This window comes from Nitrogeniibacter mangrovi, from assembly GCF_010983895.1.
GTDB classification, from domain to species: Bacteria; Pseudomonadota; Gammaproteobacteria; order Burkholderiales; family Rhodocyclaceae; genus Nitrogeniibacter; species Nitrogeniibacter mangrovi.
The window spans coordinates 1,173,575-1,187,918 of the sequence record NZ_CP048836.1; the positions used below are offsets into that span (position 1 = coordinate 1,173,575).

The 14,344-nt window shown below is 64.9% G+C and carries 14 protein-coding genes and 1 tRNA gene; 9 read left to right on the forward strand and 6 right to left on the reverse strand.

The genetic code is table 11. The annotated features are described in order from the left end of the window. The first annotated feature begins 437 nt into the window (after window positions 1–437). From groES to grxD, 9 genes are all read left to right on the forward strand, one after another. Window positions 438–728, forward strand: a complete 291-nt coding sequence (gene groES, locus G3580_RS05365) for a co-chaperone GroES (protein WP_173764284.1) — start codon at window positions 438–440, stop codon at window positions 726–728. 52 nt (window positions 729–780) lie between these two features. Then, entirely contained in the window at window positions 781–2,424 is a 1,644-nt protein-coding gene (gene groL / locus G3580_RS05370) for a chaperonin GroEL (RefSeq protein WP_173764285.1), read from the forward strand. A 254-nt stretch (window positions 2,425–2,678) separates the two neighbouring features. Next, window positions 2,679–3,362, forward strand: a complete 684-nt coding sequence (locus G3580_RS05375) for a response regulator (RefSeq protein WP_173764286.1) — start codon at window positions 2,679–2,681, stop codon at window positions 3,360–3,362. Window positions 3,363–3,398: 36 nt separating this feature from the next. Beyond that, complete coding sequence (locus G3580_RS05380) at window positions 3,399–4,850, forward strand: sensor histidine kinase (RefSeq protein WP_173764287.1); 1,452 nt, start codon at window positions 3,399–3,401, stop codon at window positions 4,848–4,850. Window positions 4,851–4,902: 52 nt separating this feature from the next. Continuing rightward, window positions 4,903–4,978, forward strand: a tRNA-Phe gene (locus tag G3580_RS05385). Window positions 4,979–5,146: 168 nt separating this feature from the next. Beyond that, window positions 5,147–6,394 carry a glutamyl-tRNA reductase gene (hemA, locus tag G3580_RS05390; protein WP_173764288.1) on the forward strand — a complete coding sequence of 416 codons (1,248 nt, stop codon included), beginning with the start codon at window positions 5,147–5,149 and terminating at the stop codon, window positions 6,392–6,394. 40 nt (window positions 6,395–6,434) lie between these two features. Further along, window positions 6,435–7,517 (forward strand): peptide chain release factor 1, encoded by a 1,083-nt coding sequence (gene prfA / locus G3580_RS05395; RefSeq protein ID WP_173764289.1) that lies wholly within the window; start codon window positions 6,435–6,437, stop codon window positions 7,515–7,517. Continuing rightward, entirely contained in the window at window positions 7,507–8,355 is an 849-nt protein-coding gene (prmC, locus tag G3580_RS05400; protein ID WP_173764290.1) for a peptide chain release factor N(5)-glutamine methyltransferase, read from the forward strand. Before prfA ends, prmC begins: the two co-directional genes overlap by 11 nt. Before the next feature lie 39 nt (window positions 8,356–8,394). Next, window positions 8,395–8,724, forward strand: coding sequence for a Grx4 family monothiol glutaredoxin (gene grxD, locus G3580_RS05405; RefSeq protein WP_173764291.1), 330 nt, complete (start codon window positions 8,395–8,397; stop codon window positions 8,722–8,724). 42 nt (window positions 8,725–8,766) lie between these two features. Here the strand turns inward: grxD and G3580_RS05410 are convergent, their stop codons facing one another. The 6 genes from G3580_RS05410 to G3580_RS05435 form a co-directional block, all read right to left on the reverse strand. After that, window positions 8,767–9,861: a nucleotidyltransferase domain-containing protein gene (locus G3580_RS05410; RefSeq protein WP_173764292.1), complete on the reverse strand. Its 1,095-nt coding sequence runs from the start codon at window positions 9,859–9,861 to the stop codon at window positions 8,767–8,769. Next, window positions 9,862–10,728 (reverse strand): HprK-related kinase A, encoded by an 867-nt coding sequence (locus G3580_RS05415; protein ID WP_173764293.1) that lies wholly within the window; start codon window positions 10,726–10,728, stop codon window positions 9,862–9,864. It abuts the gene before it with no gap. Window positions 10,729–10,758: 30 nt separating this feature from the next. Beyond that, complete coding sequence (locus G3580_RS05420; protein WP_173764294.1) at window positions 10,759–11,067, reverse strand: hypothetical protein; 309 nt, start codon at window positions 11,065–11,067, stop codon at window positions 10,759–10,761. Between the two features lie 18 nt (window positions 11,068–11,085). Further along, complete coding sequence (locus G3580_RS05425; RefSeq protein ID WP_173764295.1) at window positions 11,086–11,865, reverse strand: hypothetical protein; 780 nt, start codon at window positions 11,863–11,865, stop codon at window positions 11,086–11,088. A gap of 302 nt (window positions 11,866–12,167) precedes the next feature. Next, a complete protein-coding gene (locus tag G3580_RS05430; RefSeq protein WP_173764296.1) occupies window positions 12,168–13,067 on the reverse strand; it encodes a fructosamine kinase family protein in 900 nt (299 codons plus the stop codon). Further along, the gene (locus tag G3580_RS05435) at window positions 13,060–14,340 is read right to left on the reverse strand and encodes a serine/threonine-protein kinase (RefSeq protein ID WP_173764297.1); all 1,281 of its coding nucleotides are present in this window, start codon (window positions 14,338–14,340) and stop codon (window positions 13,060–13,062) included. The genes G3580_RS05430 and G3580_RS05435 overlap by 8 nt, the downstream gene beginning before the upstream one ends. Window positions 14,341–14,344: the final 4 nt, after the last annotated feature.

Genomic DNA, 14,344 nt, shown 5'->3' on the forward strand with positions numbered 1-14,344 from the left:
GACGTTCAGTCAAGCCGAGCGCGGTGTGCTTGACGCCAATTCATCACCGACGCTAGACGAGGCCGTCTGGCCGGATATGCCAGGGCTGAGCGATCAGCGAAGCACTTCGCAGTGCTCGGCTTGTGCCTATTTACGGTCCAGCAACAAGGGATGGCGTCGCCGGAAGCATGGCGTCAGAGCGCGCGGCAGAGTTCAAGACTGAGTGAGACGTCGTTCAGAACTGAGCGAGAATCGACACTTGGCGGGCGTGTTTTGTCCCATGCAAAAAACTTTCAGGATGCCGACTTGAAATCGGTCAGGGGCGTCCCTATTATTAGCACTCGTCGGCGGTGAGTGCTAACAGACCTTCTGTCGGCCCGCGTGTCCGAAGCGTCAATTGATTTCATGAATGCGGCCGTTGGCCGCAGCAGTCGAACCTGTTCCAAGGAGATAACTCGATGAAGATTCGTCCTTTGCATGATCGTGTGATCGTCAAGCGTGTTGAAGCCGAACGGACCACCGCCAGTGGCATCGTGATTCCGGATTCCGCCGGCGAGAAGCCCGATCAGGGCGAAGTGGTCGCTGTCGGCAACGGCAAGATCCAGGATAACGGCGAAGTGCGCCCGATGGCGGTCAAGGCGGGCGATCGCGTGCTGTTCGGCAAGTACGCCGGTCAGGGCGTGAAGGTCGACGGCGAGGAACTGCTCGTCATGCGTGAAGAAGACATCATGGGTGTGATCGAGGCCTGAGCGGCCCCACCCTGCGCACTTTCAAAGAACCCACGAATTTCAGGAGCAAGAGATGCCCGCAAAAGAAGTCAAGTTTCATGATGCCGCCCGTGCCCGCATGGTCGAAGGCGTCAACATCCTCGCCAACGCCGTCAAGGTGACCCTGGGCCCGAAAGGCCGCAACGTGGTGCTGGAGCGTTCCTTCGGCGCCCCGACCGTGACCAAGGACGGCGTGTCCGTGGCCAAGGAAATCGAACTGAAGGACAAGTTCGAGAACATGGGTGCCCAGATGGTCAAGGAAGTCGCTTCCAAGACCTCCGACGTGGCCGGTGACGGCACCACCACCGCCACCGTGCTGGCCCAGGCCATCGTCCGCGAAGGCATGAAGTTCGTGGCCGCCGGCATGAACCCGATGGATCTGAAGCGCGGTATCGACAAAGCCGTCGCCGCCACCATCGAGCAGCTGCAAGGCCTGTCCAAGCCGTGCTCCACCTCCAAGGAGATCGCCCAGGTCGGTTCCATCTCCGCCAACTCCGATGCCGACATTGGTGAAATCATCGCCAATGCCATGGAGAAGGTCGGCAAGGAAGGCGTGATCACGGTCGAGGACGGCAAGAGCCTGCACAACGAGCTGGACGTCGTCGAAGGCATGCAGTTCGACCGCGGCTACCTGTCCCCGTACTTCATCAACAACCCGGAAAAGCAGGTCGCCGAGCTGGACGACCCGTTCATCCTGCTGTTCGACAAGAAAGTCTCCAACATCCGTGACCTGCTGCCGGTGCTCGAGCAGGTGGCCAAGTCCAGCCGTCCGCTGCTGATCATCGCCGAAGACGTCGAAGGCGAAGCCCTGGCGACCCTGGTGGTCAACAACATGCGCGGCATCCTCAAGACCTGCGCCGTCAAGGCCCCGGGTTTCGGTGACCGTCGCAAGGCCATGCTCGAAGACATCGCCATCCTCACCGGTGGTCAGGTGATCTCCGAAGAGGTCGGCCTGTCCCTCGAGAAAGCCACCCTGGAAGACCTGGGTCAGGCCAAGCGTATCGAGATCGGCAAGGAAAACACCATCATCATCGACGGCGCCGGCGTGACCGACAACATCGAAGCCCGCGTCAAGCAGATCCGCGTCCAGATCGAGGAAGCCACCTCCGACTACGACCGCGAGAAGCTGCAGGAACGTGTGGCCAAGCTGGCTGGCGGCGTGGCCGTCATCAAGGTCGGTGCCGCCACCGAAGTCGAGATGAAGGAGAAGAAGGCCCGCGTCGAGGACGCCCTGCACGCCACCCGCGCTGCCGTGGAAGAAGGCATCGTGGCCGGCGGCGGTGTGGCCCTGCTGCGTGCCCGCGCCAACCTCGAAGGCCTGAAGGGTGACAACCACGACCAGGACGCCGGTGTGACCATCGTGCTGCGTGCCATGGAAGAGCCGCTGCGCCAGATCGTCTCCAATGCCGGCGACGAGCCCTCCGTGGTGGTCAACAAGGTCACCGAAGGCCAGGGCAACTTCGGCTACAACGCCGGCACCGGCGAGTACGGTGATCTGGTCGAGATGGGTGTGCTGGATCCGACCAAGGTGACCCGCACCGCGCTGCAGAACGCCGCCTCCGTGGCCGCGCTGATGCTGACCACCGACTGCATGGTCGGTGAGCTGCCCGAAGAGAAGCCCGCCATGCCCGACATGGGCGGCATGGGTGGTATGGGCGGCATGGGCATGGGCATGTAATCGCCCAGGTCCAGGCCTGCGAAAAAGCCCCGCCACGAGCGGGGCTTTTTTTGTGCACGACGGGGCGCACCGCGGACGGTGAAGCGTGGGATAATCGCTGGAAAAAATCGGCAGGGAGCGACCCGATGCAGGTGCTGGGCGCTCCCCGGAGACTGCACGGGAATCCCGTTCAGGCCTCCCGTAGACCGAGAAAAGGAGAACAGCGAGGGAGAATTTAACGATGCCCGCTTACGTGATACTTACAGAAAAAGACGATGCGGATACTGCTTGCCGAGGATGATGCCGTCATTGCCGATGGCCTCGTGCGAGCCCTGAAGCGTGCCGGTTATGCGATTGATCACGTGGCGACCGGATCCGAGGCGGATACCGCGCTCGTCGGTCAGTCCTATGATCTGGTCATTCTCGATCTCGGTTTGCCGAAACTGCCCGGCATCGACGTGCTCAAGCGCCTGAGGGGGCGCAAGTCGGCCATGCCGGTGCTGATCCTCACGGCGCAGGACGGGGTCGAGGATCGGGTGCGGGGGCTCGATGCGGGGGCCGACGACTACCTGACCAAGCCGTTCGCGCTGCCCGAACTCGAAGCCCGGGTGCGCGCCCTCACGCGGCGCGGCACGGGTCAGCCCAAGTGCATCGAGCTCGGTCAGCTGAGCTACGATCAGGCCGACCGGGTCGTCAAGGTCGGCGGATTGGTGGTCGAATTCTCGGCGCGCGAGATGGGGCTGCTGGAGATCTTCATCCTCAGGGCCGGGCGCCTGGTGAGCAAGGATCAGCTCGTCGACCACCTGTGCGGCTGGGGAGAGGAAGTGTCCAACAATGCCATCGAGGTCTATGTGCATCGCCTGCGCAAGAAGCTCGAATCGAGTGGGGTGCGGATCGTCACCGTGCGTGGCCTGGGGTGCTGCCTGGAAAAACCCGACGGCGACGCGGCGGGTGCCTGATTCGGGCATGTACCTGCGCCGGGCGGAGGGTCGGGCATGATTCCGCGCGCACGCAAGAACAAGGCGCCGGGCAAGGGGCAGCAGAATTCGCTGTTCGGCGAGATCCTCGACTGGATGCTCGCGCCGCTGCTGTTCCTGTGGCCGATCTCCATCATCGTCACCCACAACGTGGCCGACAACATCGCCAACGAGCCCTACGACCGGGCCATGGCCGAAAGCGTGCGGACCCTGGCCCGGCTGGTGAAACTCGACGGGCCTCAGGTCCACGTGGACTTCCCCGCGCCGCCGCGCACCCTGTTCCGGGCCGACCGCGACGACACGGTCTACTACCAGGTGGCTGATCGCCAGGGCGAGGTCGTCGCCGGTGACTGGGAGATTCCGTGGGCGCCGCCGCCGGTGCGGCTGTTGCCCGACGAGGTCTATTACCGCGACGACGTGATTCAGGGCGAGGAGGTGCGCATCGCCTACCAGTTCCTGCGTACCGAGCCCGATCCGACCCGGGCGCCGGTGCTGGTGCAGATCGCCGAAACGCGCAACAAGCGCGCCGAGCTGGCCTCGCAGGTGGTGACCGGGGTGCTGCTGCCCCAGTTCGCCATCATTCCGCTGGCGGTCATCCTGGTGTGGGTGGGCCTGTCGCGCGGCATCTCGCCGCTCAGCCGTCTTCAGACCCTGATCCGGCGCCGCCGTCCGACCGACCTGTCGCCGATTTCCACCACCGGGGTCCCCGAGGAGCTGCGCCCGCTCATCGTCGCTTTCAACGAGATGATGTCGCGCCTGGAAGAGAACCTGCAGGCGCAACAGCGATTCATTGCCGATGCGGCCCACCAGATGCGCACGCCGCTGACCGGTCTGCGCATGCAGACCGAGCTGGCGCTCGACGAGACCGACCCGGAACTGCTGCACGACTCGCTCTCGCGCATCGCCCGCAGCACCGAGCGCGCCAGTCACCTCATCAACCAGCTGCTCACCCTGGCGCGGGCCGAATCCAGTTCAGAGAAGATCTACGCGGTGGAGCAGGTGGACCTGGAAATGCTGGTGCGTGAAGTGGCTCACGACCTGTTCCCGCGCGCCCAGGCCAGGGCCATCGATCTGGGCGTGGAAGACACCGGCTGGCCACTGCTGATCGACGGCAATCCGGTCATGCTCAACGAGATGATCGCCAATCTGGTCGACAACGCCATCAAGTACACGCCCGAGGGCGGCAGTGTCACCATTCGCACCCAGGCTACCGATTTCGCCATCCTCGAGGTCGAGGACACCGGTATCGGCATTCCCGAGGAGGACCGCGAGCGGGTCTTCGAGCGCTTCTACCGGGTGCTCGGCAGCGATGCAGACGGCTCCGGCCTGGGCCTGCCGATCGTGCGCGAGATCGCCGAGATGCATCGGGCCAGCGTGACGCTCAAGCCCAATCCGGCCGGCAAGGGCTCCATCGCGCAAGTGGTGTTCCCGCGCAGTTATGCCCGTCGCCGCCCCCTGGACGATACCTGAGCCCGGAGTGTTTGACGTCGCCGGAGATTCAGCTATAATGCGCGCTCTTCGTGGCCAGTTAGCTCAGTTGGTAGAGCAGCGGATTGAAAATCCGCGTGTCCGTGGTTCGATTCCGCGACTGGCCACCAGAATCCTGCAAGACGCCGGCTCACTTGGGCCGGCGTCTTGTTTTTTGCGCCTCGAATGTGTCGGCGCCGTCAATCGCCATCCCGGAAGCGTCTGATTTTCCTCAAGCTTTGGGGTGGGGTCGGGGTGATATAATTCGCCCTCGAATTTTGCCGGCTTTGTTCTGCTTCATGCCCCTTTTTGCGCTCGGTCTGAATCACCACACGGCACCGCTCGCCATTCGCGAGCGCGTGGCGTTCGGGCCTGAGCGGTTGCTGACGGCGCTCAAGGATCTGACCGCGCGCTGTGCGCAGGAGGCGGCGATCCTGTCCACCTGCAATCGCACCGAGGTCTACTTCTCGACCCAGGAGCCGCAGGCGGCGGCCGACTGGCTGGCGCACTTTCACAGCCTGCCGCTGGCGGATGTCTCCCCGTACCTCTACACGTATCCGGACCGTGAGGCCGTGCGCCATGTGTTTCGCGTGGCCAGCGGGCTCGATTCGATGGTGCTGGGCGAGCCGCAGATCCTCGGGCAGGTCAAGGAGGCCATGCGCCAGGCCGAGGAGGCCGGCACCCTCGGTACGACGCTGCACAAGCTGTTCGAGCGCACCTTCTCGGTGGCCAAGGAAGTGCGCTCGTCCACGGCGATCGGTGCCAACGTGGTGTCCATGGCGGCGGCCTCGGTGCATCTGGCCGAGCGCATCTTCGAGCGGATGAAGGATCAGCGGGTGCTGTTCATCGGCGCCGGCGAGATGATCGAGCTGTGTGCCGCGCACTTCGCGGGGACCGGCCCGAAGCAGATCACCATCGCCAACCGCACGCCGGAGCGCGCCCTGGCCTTGGCCGAGCGTTTCGGCGGCGACACCCTGCGTCTCGAGCTCATCGGGGATCTGCTACACAAGTACGACGTGGTGGTCTCCTGTACGGCGAGCCGCTTGCCGATCGTCGGCCTCGGCATGGTCGAGCGTGCGCTCAAGGCGCGACGCCACCGGCCCATGGTGATGGTCGATCTGGCGGTGCCGCGCGACATCGAGCGCGAGGTGGAGGATCTGGACGACATCTTTCTGTACACCGTCGACGATCTGGCCCAGGTGGTCGCTTCGGGCAGGGAGTCGCGCCAGGCCGCGGTACTGGAAGCCGAGGCGATCATCGACGATCGGGTGCAGGGCTTCTTCCACTGGCTCGAGGGGCGTGGTGCGGTCCCCGTGATCCGGGCCCTGCGCGAGGAGGCCGACCGACTGCGTCAGGCCGAACTGGAGCGCGCCATGCGGCGCCTGGCCAAGGGCGAGAGTGCGGAGAAGGTGCTCGAATCGCTCAGCCACGGCTTGACCAACAAGCTGATTCACGGCCCGTCGCACTACCTGAACCACGCTGAGGGCGAATCGCTGGCCGAGGCCGGCGAGATGGTCAGCCAACTGTTCAAGCTCGGCCAGCGCTAGCGGCCGCCACGTGTGCTACTGGCGCGCGCATCGGATTCCCATGAAAGCAAGCATTCGCGACAAACTCGATCAGCTGGAGGCCCGTCTGGCCGAACTCGACCATCAACTGGCCGACAGTGCCGGCCTGGACGGCGCCGCCCTGGCGAAGATCGGGCGCGAGCGTGCCGAGATCGAGCCGGTGGTGATCGCCTATTCGGCCTACCGGCAGGCCGAGGCCGACCAGGCGGCCGCGCGCGACATGTTGTCGGACCCGGAGATGGCCGAGCTGGCGCGTGAGGAGCTGGGGGCGTCGGAAGTGCAGCTGGAGCGTCTCCAGCAGACCCTGCAGACCGCCTTGCTGCCCAAGGACCCGGACGACCGGCGCAACCTCTTTCTCGAGGTGCGTGCCGGCACCGGTGGGGACGAGGCCGCGCTGTTCGCCGGTGATCTGCTGCGCATGTACCTGCGCTATGCCGAGTCGCGGCGCTGGAAGGTCGACACCGTGTCCCTGTCGGAGTCGGAACTGGGCGGATACAAGGAGGCCATCGTGCGCATCAGCGGCGAGGGGGCCTACGGGCGGCTCAAGTTCGAATCCGGCGGGCATCGCGTGCAGCGCGTGCCGGTGACCGAGACCCAGGGCCGGATCCACACCTCGGCCTGCACCGTGGCGGTGATGCCCGAAGCGGACGAAGTCGAGGAAGTGGCCATCAATCCGGCGGATCTGCGCATCGACACCTTCCGCGCCAGCGGCGCCGGCGGCCAGCACGTGAACAAGACCGATTCGGCGGTGCGCATCACCCACCTGCCCACGGGCATCGTGGTCGAATGCCAGGACGACCGCTCCCAGCACCGCAACAAGGCGCAGGCCATGTCCATTCTCGCCGCGCGCATCAAGGACGTGCAGCAGCGCGCCCAGCGCGAGTCCGAGGCGGCCACGCGCAAGAGCCTGGTGGGCAGCGGTGACCGCTCCGAGCGGATCCGCACCTACAACTTCCCTCAGGGGCGGGTGACCGATCACCGCATCAACCTCACCCTGTACAAGCTCGACGCGGTGCTCGAAGGCGCCCTGGACGAGCTGATCGATGCCTTGCTCGCCGAGCATCAGGCGGAGCAACTGGCGGCGCTGGCCGGCGATGGCGGCTGAGCCTCCGAGTCTCGGCGAGGCGTTGGCGCATGCGTCGGCCCGTATCGGCCGCGTCGATGCGCGCATTCTGCTGGCGCACGTGCTCGACAAGCCGGTCAGCTATCTCGTGGCGTTTCCGGAACGTGCCCTGAGCGATGCGCAGCAGGCGAGCTTGCGCGAGCTGGTCCGGCGTCGCGAGTCCGGCGAGCCGGTGGCATACCTGGTGGGCGAACGGGAATTCTACGGGCGCCGCTTCCACGTCGGTCCGCAGGTGCTGATCCCCCGGCCGGAAACCGAGCTGCTCGTCGATCTGGCCCGCGAAGCGTTCCCGTCCGGCGCCGGCCGGGTACTGGATCTGGGGACCGGCAGCGGCGCGCTGGCGGTCACGCTGGCCTGCGAATGGCCGGCGGCCGAGGTCGTGGCGGTGGATGCCTCCGAGGCGGCGCTGAGCATGGCCGCGAAGAATGCGGCCCGGCTCGGGGCGTCGGTGCGCTGGGTGCGCAGCGACTGGTTCGAGGCCCTGGCGGGCGAGGCGCCTTTCGACCTCATCGTCTCGAACCCGCCCTATGTGGGCGACGCGGACCCGCACCTGAGCCAGGGCGACGTACGCTTCGAGCCCCGCACGGCGCTCGCGGCCGGTGCGGACGGGCTCGACGACATTCGCCGTATCGTCGCCGCGGCGCCGGCTTTCCTGCGTACGGGCGGGTGTCTTCTGGTCGAGCATGGCTACGATCAGGCCGCCGCTGCGCGCGAACTGATGGAGGTCGGTCCCTTCATCGGGGTGCATTCATGGTGCGATCTGGCCGGGATCCAGCGCGTCACCGGTGCTCGGCTTGACGGCGGCGCGGAGCCGGCCTAGAATTTCCCGATCAATTAACTCAACTATTCGGGTCGCAGCATGAGCGTTCAAGAGCAGATCAAGGAGTTCGTCTCCGCCAACCCCATCGTCCTTTTCATGAAAGGGACTCCGCAGTTTCCCCAGTGCGGGTTCTCCGCGACGGTCGCGCAGATCCTGAAGCTGGCCGGTGTGGCGGAATATGCCTCGGTGAACGTGCTGGCCGATGAGAATGTACGCCAGGGCATCAAGGAATACGCCAACTGGCCGACGATTCCTCAGTTGTACATCAACGGCGAGTTCGTGGGCGGCTGTGACATCATCCGCGAGATGTACGAGAACGGCGAACTGCAGGAGATGCTCAAGGAGGCGGGCGCGAACGCCGCTGGCTGAGCCGACTTCAGGACGGAACGCGATGAGGGGCCTTCGGGCCCCTCATTCCATTCGGGCGTCGGTTTTGGGTGACTCGGTCAGATGCATCCAGGCCTTGCGGGCGAGGTGTCGTGTCAGCATCCCCATGGGCATGCGCAGGCGGTGTGCGCGCACGTAGACAAGCTGGCGTGCGATCGCCGTGCCCAGGGGAATGCTACCCTCCGAGGATGGATGGATGGCGCGCATGTACCGTCTCAGCAGCGCGTTGTGTGCACGCTCCCATCGTTTCGCGCCGAATGGCTCCAGTTGTTCCATTGTGCATGCGTCCGGGAAAAACCGGTTGACGAGTCGCAGCGCCAGCGCCACGGGTTCGCTCAGATCATGGTCGGACGCGGCGGCGGCGAGTCGGTGGAGAAAATCGCCCGATCCCGTGTTGGATTCGAGCAGGCATGCAATGTCGTGCATGTCTCTGAGGGCGTTGTCGACCTCGCCTTCGTGCACGAGGTGGCAGCAGCTATGAACGATGAGATCCTCGGGGCTCGGGGTCATCATGCAGCGGTAGCCGGGCAGTGGAATGGCCGCGTCGAAGATGCGCTCGGGATTGGGGCGGTAGCGCGCCGTGAGCGGCAGGATGGTGTGATGGACATCGATGACGGTGCCCCTGCGGACATGCATCATCGGGGGGATCTCATGCATCCACTGGCGATAGTAGCGCTGATCGTAGGCATCCTGCTTGATGGCCGTCCAGCCGCTGACCATCAGGTGCATCTCCACCTGATCCAGCGACGCTCGGGGCACCAGGATGTCAATGTCGCCGAAAAGGCGGCCATCGGCGGATGCGTGCCGGGCCATGGCATAAGCGGCGCCCTTGAGCAGGACGACGGGTATGTTCAGGTCGGCGAGCGCGTCGTCGATTTGAACGGCTTCCCAGGTAACCGACTGGCGTTGTCGTCTGCTGAGCATGAGTGCGCCGACGAGATGTCGCGACGGATTGCCTGGCGGGAGGCGGTTGGCCGCGTCCAGCCTTGCTGCGAGCTTGCCGAGCAGATTGGCGTTGCGCGCGACGGCGATGACACGGCTCCACGCCGCCTCGTCCAGGTGTTCGGCGGTGTCCGGGGCGCTCAGGAGGGCGACGAGCGTAGCGACGTCGGGCGGCATTTACGGGGTGCTCTCGACGATCTGCTGGATTGCGTTCAAGCCGTCTTCTGTCGAGCCATATTCGATGCGATAGCACCGGGACTGCGTCAGCAGAGCGCATAGGGTCTCGAAGCCGACGTCTCCCATGCGTTCCTGATTGAACGACTGCTGCTGAATGAGCATGAAGGCCTCGGCACGGGAAATTTCGTCGACCGAGGCCGGGGCGTCCTGACGGAACGTTGGAAATACGATCCAGCCGGCCTGCGCCGTCGCTTCGGCCTGGGCCACCGATGATTTCGGGGCTGCCGCATGCGCGACGGTGCCCTTTCGGGTGTCGTGAAAAAGCGGTCCGAGGGAGGCCCCGGGAAAGGCCGAAACAAGGTCGATGGACTGATTTTTCAGGCTGATGGGGCGTGGATGCGCCACAAGGCGACCGTCGTCGGGGCGAACGATCGCCAGCTCGTCCGAGAACAGTTGCCAATCACGCAGGTGGCACAGGGAGGCGCATAGTGTGCTTTTCCCGGCGCCCGGGAATCCGGGCAGGATGACGGCCCGGTCATGTCGCGCAAGCACGGCGGCGTGCAGGACCAGATAGCCCAGCGAACGGCTGGCAATTGTCCAGTTGAGCCCCCATTCGAGCAGTGGTGCGGCCTGGTCGGCGGGAAGGGGCAGGAAGGGCGTCTGTGAGTCGACCTGAAACCGGACCTGTTTGCGCCAGAGGCGTCTGACGCCCTTGCCGGGCAGGAGCTGAACGTCGAAATCGACAAACGCATCCGATGACAGGCGCGCAAATCCTTCGTAAAAGCGGTCGAGATGGCTCCGGACTTCCGGAAACGACGATTGAACGCGGACGTTGAACGGGGGGATGCGAATAATCGTGTCGAGCACGGGAGGGGGCTTGAGCCTCAGTTGGCGCTCTTAGTCGCTGGAGTCGCGAAATATATCAAGCTTGATCAGCTGTTTCAAAGCGGTTTCGGCGTCGTCCCGAACCTCCGGGGGCACGGCCTCGATCAGGAATTCGGCCGGGATGGCGTGCGCTGAGTGCATCAGATGCTCGATCCACTGCCGTGCCGTCGGCGCGATGACCCAGTAGTCACCGGAGTTGCGGTCGAACAGGATGCTCGGCTCGTCTTCCTGCCATTCCGGTGACAGCGCCAGCGACCGCCCCGGATGAATGGCCACGCACGCGGCGCGCGCGCCGACAGAGGCCAGTACCGGGTCGGTCATGGGACGATTGTCAGTGTCTTACTTGGACGTGCACCACTGGATGTTGAGATCCGCATTGATGTCGTACATGCCATCGAGATACGCCACGAACGATGACGGCGTGAAGGCGTTGGTGCCGCAGGAACTGGACAGGCTGTCCGGGCACCACGTACCGGTCGTCATCAGGCTCACGCCTGCCTCGACAACCTGTTGCGTCGTCAGGGCATAGTCCGGGAAGGCGAGCGAATTCAGGTAGGCCGCGCACAGGTGCCACAGCAGATGCCCCTCCTGGATGCCCGCGTCTTTCGGGAATGCCAGCACGCCCCACAGACCCCAGTCGGAGGGATTGATGGTGTAGGGGCCTGCCGAGCAACCGATGGTGTTGCCCTTGCGTACGCCCGAGTAGGACGTCAGGAGACTGGTCGCGGCAGAACCGAATACCGAGTCGACGGTCGTGCCCTGCGTGCAGATGTTGTCGGGGCTGATGCCGCCGAGGCCGGTCGGGCACTGGGCGACATTGACCAGCGTCGGCGGGGTGGCGCCGACCCAGGCGTTGAAATGCTGGGGGTTGCGCCAGAAGCCCGGGGAGCGCCCGCCCGAACACGGCGGAGGGGCATCCCGGTTGGGACTCGTGTTGCCGCTGACCATGGCCGACGGGCTCTGGCAGATGTTGGTGCCAAGCGCCGTCTTGGCGCTGACCGCCATGAGAACGCCGACGCCGGCTCCGCCGATCAGGCGACGCCGGGAGTTGCGCGTGACCGCCTCCGCCTGAGTGGGCTGGTTCGCCTCGTCGTGCTCGATGTGCTTGTGCGTGTTCATAGGTATCCCGATGTCGTTCTGACCCTGAGACCTGTGCATGACTGAGTGCCTCCGAGAGCGGGCGCAGGTCTGTTGTCGATGATCTGGTTATTCACTAGCAAAATTCACGCCGGGTTTTTCTTGATCTTCTAACGTGATGATCTGATTATGTTTTTTTTGGCCTTGCGTGATCCTGGAGAAAAGCTGTAAGAAAACTCGACAAGCTCGCTCATGGATGCATTTCAGGTCTCATGCTAGCAAAACACCGTCGCGGCTGTCGGCGGCTCTGGCGTCGACCGTGAATTAGCTCTCGCCCGAGCGCGTTATCGGCAGGCCAGCAGCCAGTCGATCTGCCTGACGGTTTCGCGCAGGTAAGCGTGACCGAACAGGACGACATGGTTGAGCAGATGGTAGCAACGATAGAGACGGTCGCGGATTTCATAGCCGGGGCGTGGCGGCCTGGCGCGGCGGTAGGCGGCATAGAAGCTGCTCGGGAAGCCGCCGAACAGGCCGGTCATGGCCAGATCAAATTCCGGATCCCCACGGAACACGGCCGGATCGAAAACCGTCGGCGTGCCATCCGGTCGGACGCCGATATTGCCGTGCCACAGGTCGCCATGCAGTAGGGAGGCCGGTGTCGCATCGTCGACGAACAGGGCCGGCAGGCGCTCGACCAGCTGTCGCCCCTTGCGTTCGAGTGTGACATGACCGGCAGCGACGGCGGCCGCGAAGAGGGGCGCGAAGCGCGCGGTGGCGAGGAATTGCGGCCAATGCGCCTGCCACCGGTTGTCCAGCGGCGTGCGCCCGAGAAAATTGGATCGGTGCCAACCGAACTGGGCGGAGGTGTCGGCATGCAGTACCGCCAGGGCCTCGCCGGCGCGTTCGCCGTCCGCCGCGGACTGCAAGGGGGCTAGCGTCACATGCTCGAGGATCAGGCAGGCGTGCGTTGCGTCGGCGCGATGACCGACGAGCTCTGGCACATACAGCGGGCTCGCCCCGCGCAAGGCGTCGAGGCCATCCGCTTCGGCCGCGAACATGTCGTTGCAGGTGTGGCCGCCGAGCTTGATGAAATAGGTGTCGCGGTCGCCATGAGCCCGGTAGCAGTCGTGGATGCTGCCACCGTGGACGGGCTGCAGATCGATCAGTCGGAATGCTGCGCCCGTGGCGTCCCGGATCGCGGATTCGACAAACGCGATCCGGTCCCGGTCCTGGGTGTCAGACATTGGCGAAGCGCGCGCTGGTCATGGACAGCCGGGTGGCGAGCACCTCGAGGAAGGCCTTGTAGAAGTGCATCCGGCAGGCGTCCGAGGCGCGCTGGAGGGCGCGGGAGCGCACGGTGATGATCTCGACCTCGGTGCTCGCTTCCACCGAGGCGGTGCGCACCCCGCTGCCGGCAGAAAAGACCGCCATCTCGCCGAAGCAGTCGCCGGGGGTGAGCAGGTGGAGCAGGCGGCCGTGCTTGGAGACGCGCGCTTCACCACGGGCCAGGAAGCAGAAGTGGTCGCCCGGCTCGCCTTCCTTGAGGATGACGGTGCCCGGTTGGGCGAAGCGCCATTCGGAGAAGCGCAGCACTTCCCAGATCTCCACGTCGGAGAATTCGCGGAAGAACGTCAGGCTGCGCAGGGTCTGGAATTTCTGCGTCTCCGACAGGGCGCTCTTGCGTGTGGCCAGGCCGATGTTGCGGAACGCATGGGCCAGATCGTGGGAGAACTCGACCCAGGTCTCGTAGCGTTCGCTCAGGTCCTTCTGCATCGCACGCTGGACGATGGCATCCAGTTCCTCGGGGATCTCCGGGCGGAGCGTGGCCGGGGTGGGAGGCGTCTCGTTGGCGATGCGGTACAGCAGGCTGTAGTTGTTGGTGGCCTCGAAAGGCAGTCGCCCGGTCAGCAGCTGGTACATCACCACGCCGAGCGAGTAGATGTCGGTCTGGTGCGTGAGCGGCATCTCGCGCACCTGCTGGGGCGACATGTAGGCGGGGGAGCCGACGCCGGAGATCTGGGTGGTGTCGGAGGCGGTAAACAGCGCGGCGCCGAAATCGGACAGCTTGATGTCCTGCCCTTCGGGGCTGACCATGAGGATGTTCGCGGGCTTGATGTCGCGATGGGTGATGCCCTGGTGGTAGGCGTAGTCGAGCGCGCGTGTGGCCTTGAAGATGATCTCGATGACCCGGTCGAAGGGCAGCAGTGCGTCAGGGCGGCAGAACTGCTCCAGCGTGCCACCGGGGACGTACTCCATCACCACGTAGCCGTTGTCGTCGTCGACCATGGCGTCGTAGATGTGGGCGATGTGCGGGTGGCACAGGCGACCGGCGAGGGAGGCCTCGTTGATCAGCAGGTGCCGGTACAGGCGCCCGCGGTCCGGATCGCGCAGCACCTCCGGGTAGATCCGCTTGATGGCCACTTCACGCTGGGCGAACGGGTCCCACGCCAGGTAGACCGCACTGGTGGCGCCTTCGCCCAGCAGGCTGCGCAGCTCGTATTTGCCCAGGCGCTCCACGATG

What these genes read in the sequence shown, in the direction of transcription:
- groL (WP_173764285.1), top strand. Translation starts at nt 781, where the DNA reads ATGCCCGCAAAAGAAGTCAAGTTTCATGATGCCGCCCGTGCCCGCATG.
- prmC (WP_173764290.1), top strand. Translation starts at nt 7,507, where the DNA reads ATGGCGGCTGAGCCTCCGAGTCTCGGCGAGGCGTTGGCGCATGCGTCG.
- hemA (WP_173764288.1), top strand. Translation starts at nt 5,147, where the DNA reads ATGCCCCTTTTTGCGCTCGGTCTGAATCACCACACGGCACCGCTCGCC.
- G3580_RS05375 (WP_173764286.1), top strand. Translation starts at nt 2,679, where the DNA reads ATGCGGATACTGCTTGCCGAGGATGATGCCGTCATTGCCGATGGCCTC.
- G3580_RS05410 (WP_173764292.1), bottom strand. Translation starts at nt 9,861, where the DNA reads ATGCCGCCCGACGTCGCTACGCTCGTCGCCCTCCTGAGCGCCCCGGAC.
- G3580_RS05430 (WP_173764296.1), bottom strand. Translation starts at nt 13,067, where the DNA reads ATGTCTGACACCCAGGACCGGGACCGGATCGCGTTTGTCGAATCCGCG.
- prfA (WP_173764289.1), top strand. Translation starts at nt 6,435, where the DNA reads ATGAAAGCAAGCATTCGCGACAAACTCGATCAGCTGGAGGCCCGTCTG.
- G3580_RS05425 (WP_173764295.1), bottom strand. Translation starts at nt 11,865, where the DNA reads ATGAACACGCACAAGCACATCGAGCACGACGAGGCGAACCAGCCCACT.
- grxD (WP_173764291.1), top strand. Translation starts at nt 8,395, where the DNA reads ATGAGCGTTCAAGAGCAGATCAAGGAGTTCGTCTCCGCCAACCCCATC.
- G3580_RS05420 (WP_173764294.1), bottom strand. Translation starts at nt 11,067, where the DNA reads ATGACCGACCCGGTACTGGCCTCTGTCGGCGCGCGCGCCGCGTGCGTG.
- G3580_RS05380 (WP_173764287.1), top strand. Translation starts at nt 3,399, where the DNA reads ATGATTCCGCGCGCACGCAAGAACAAGGCGCCGGGCAAGGGGCAGCAG.
- groES (WP_173764284.1), top strand. Translation starts at nt 438, where the DNA reads ATGAAGATTCGTCCTTTGCATGATCGTGTGATCGTCAAGCGTGTTGAA.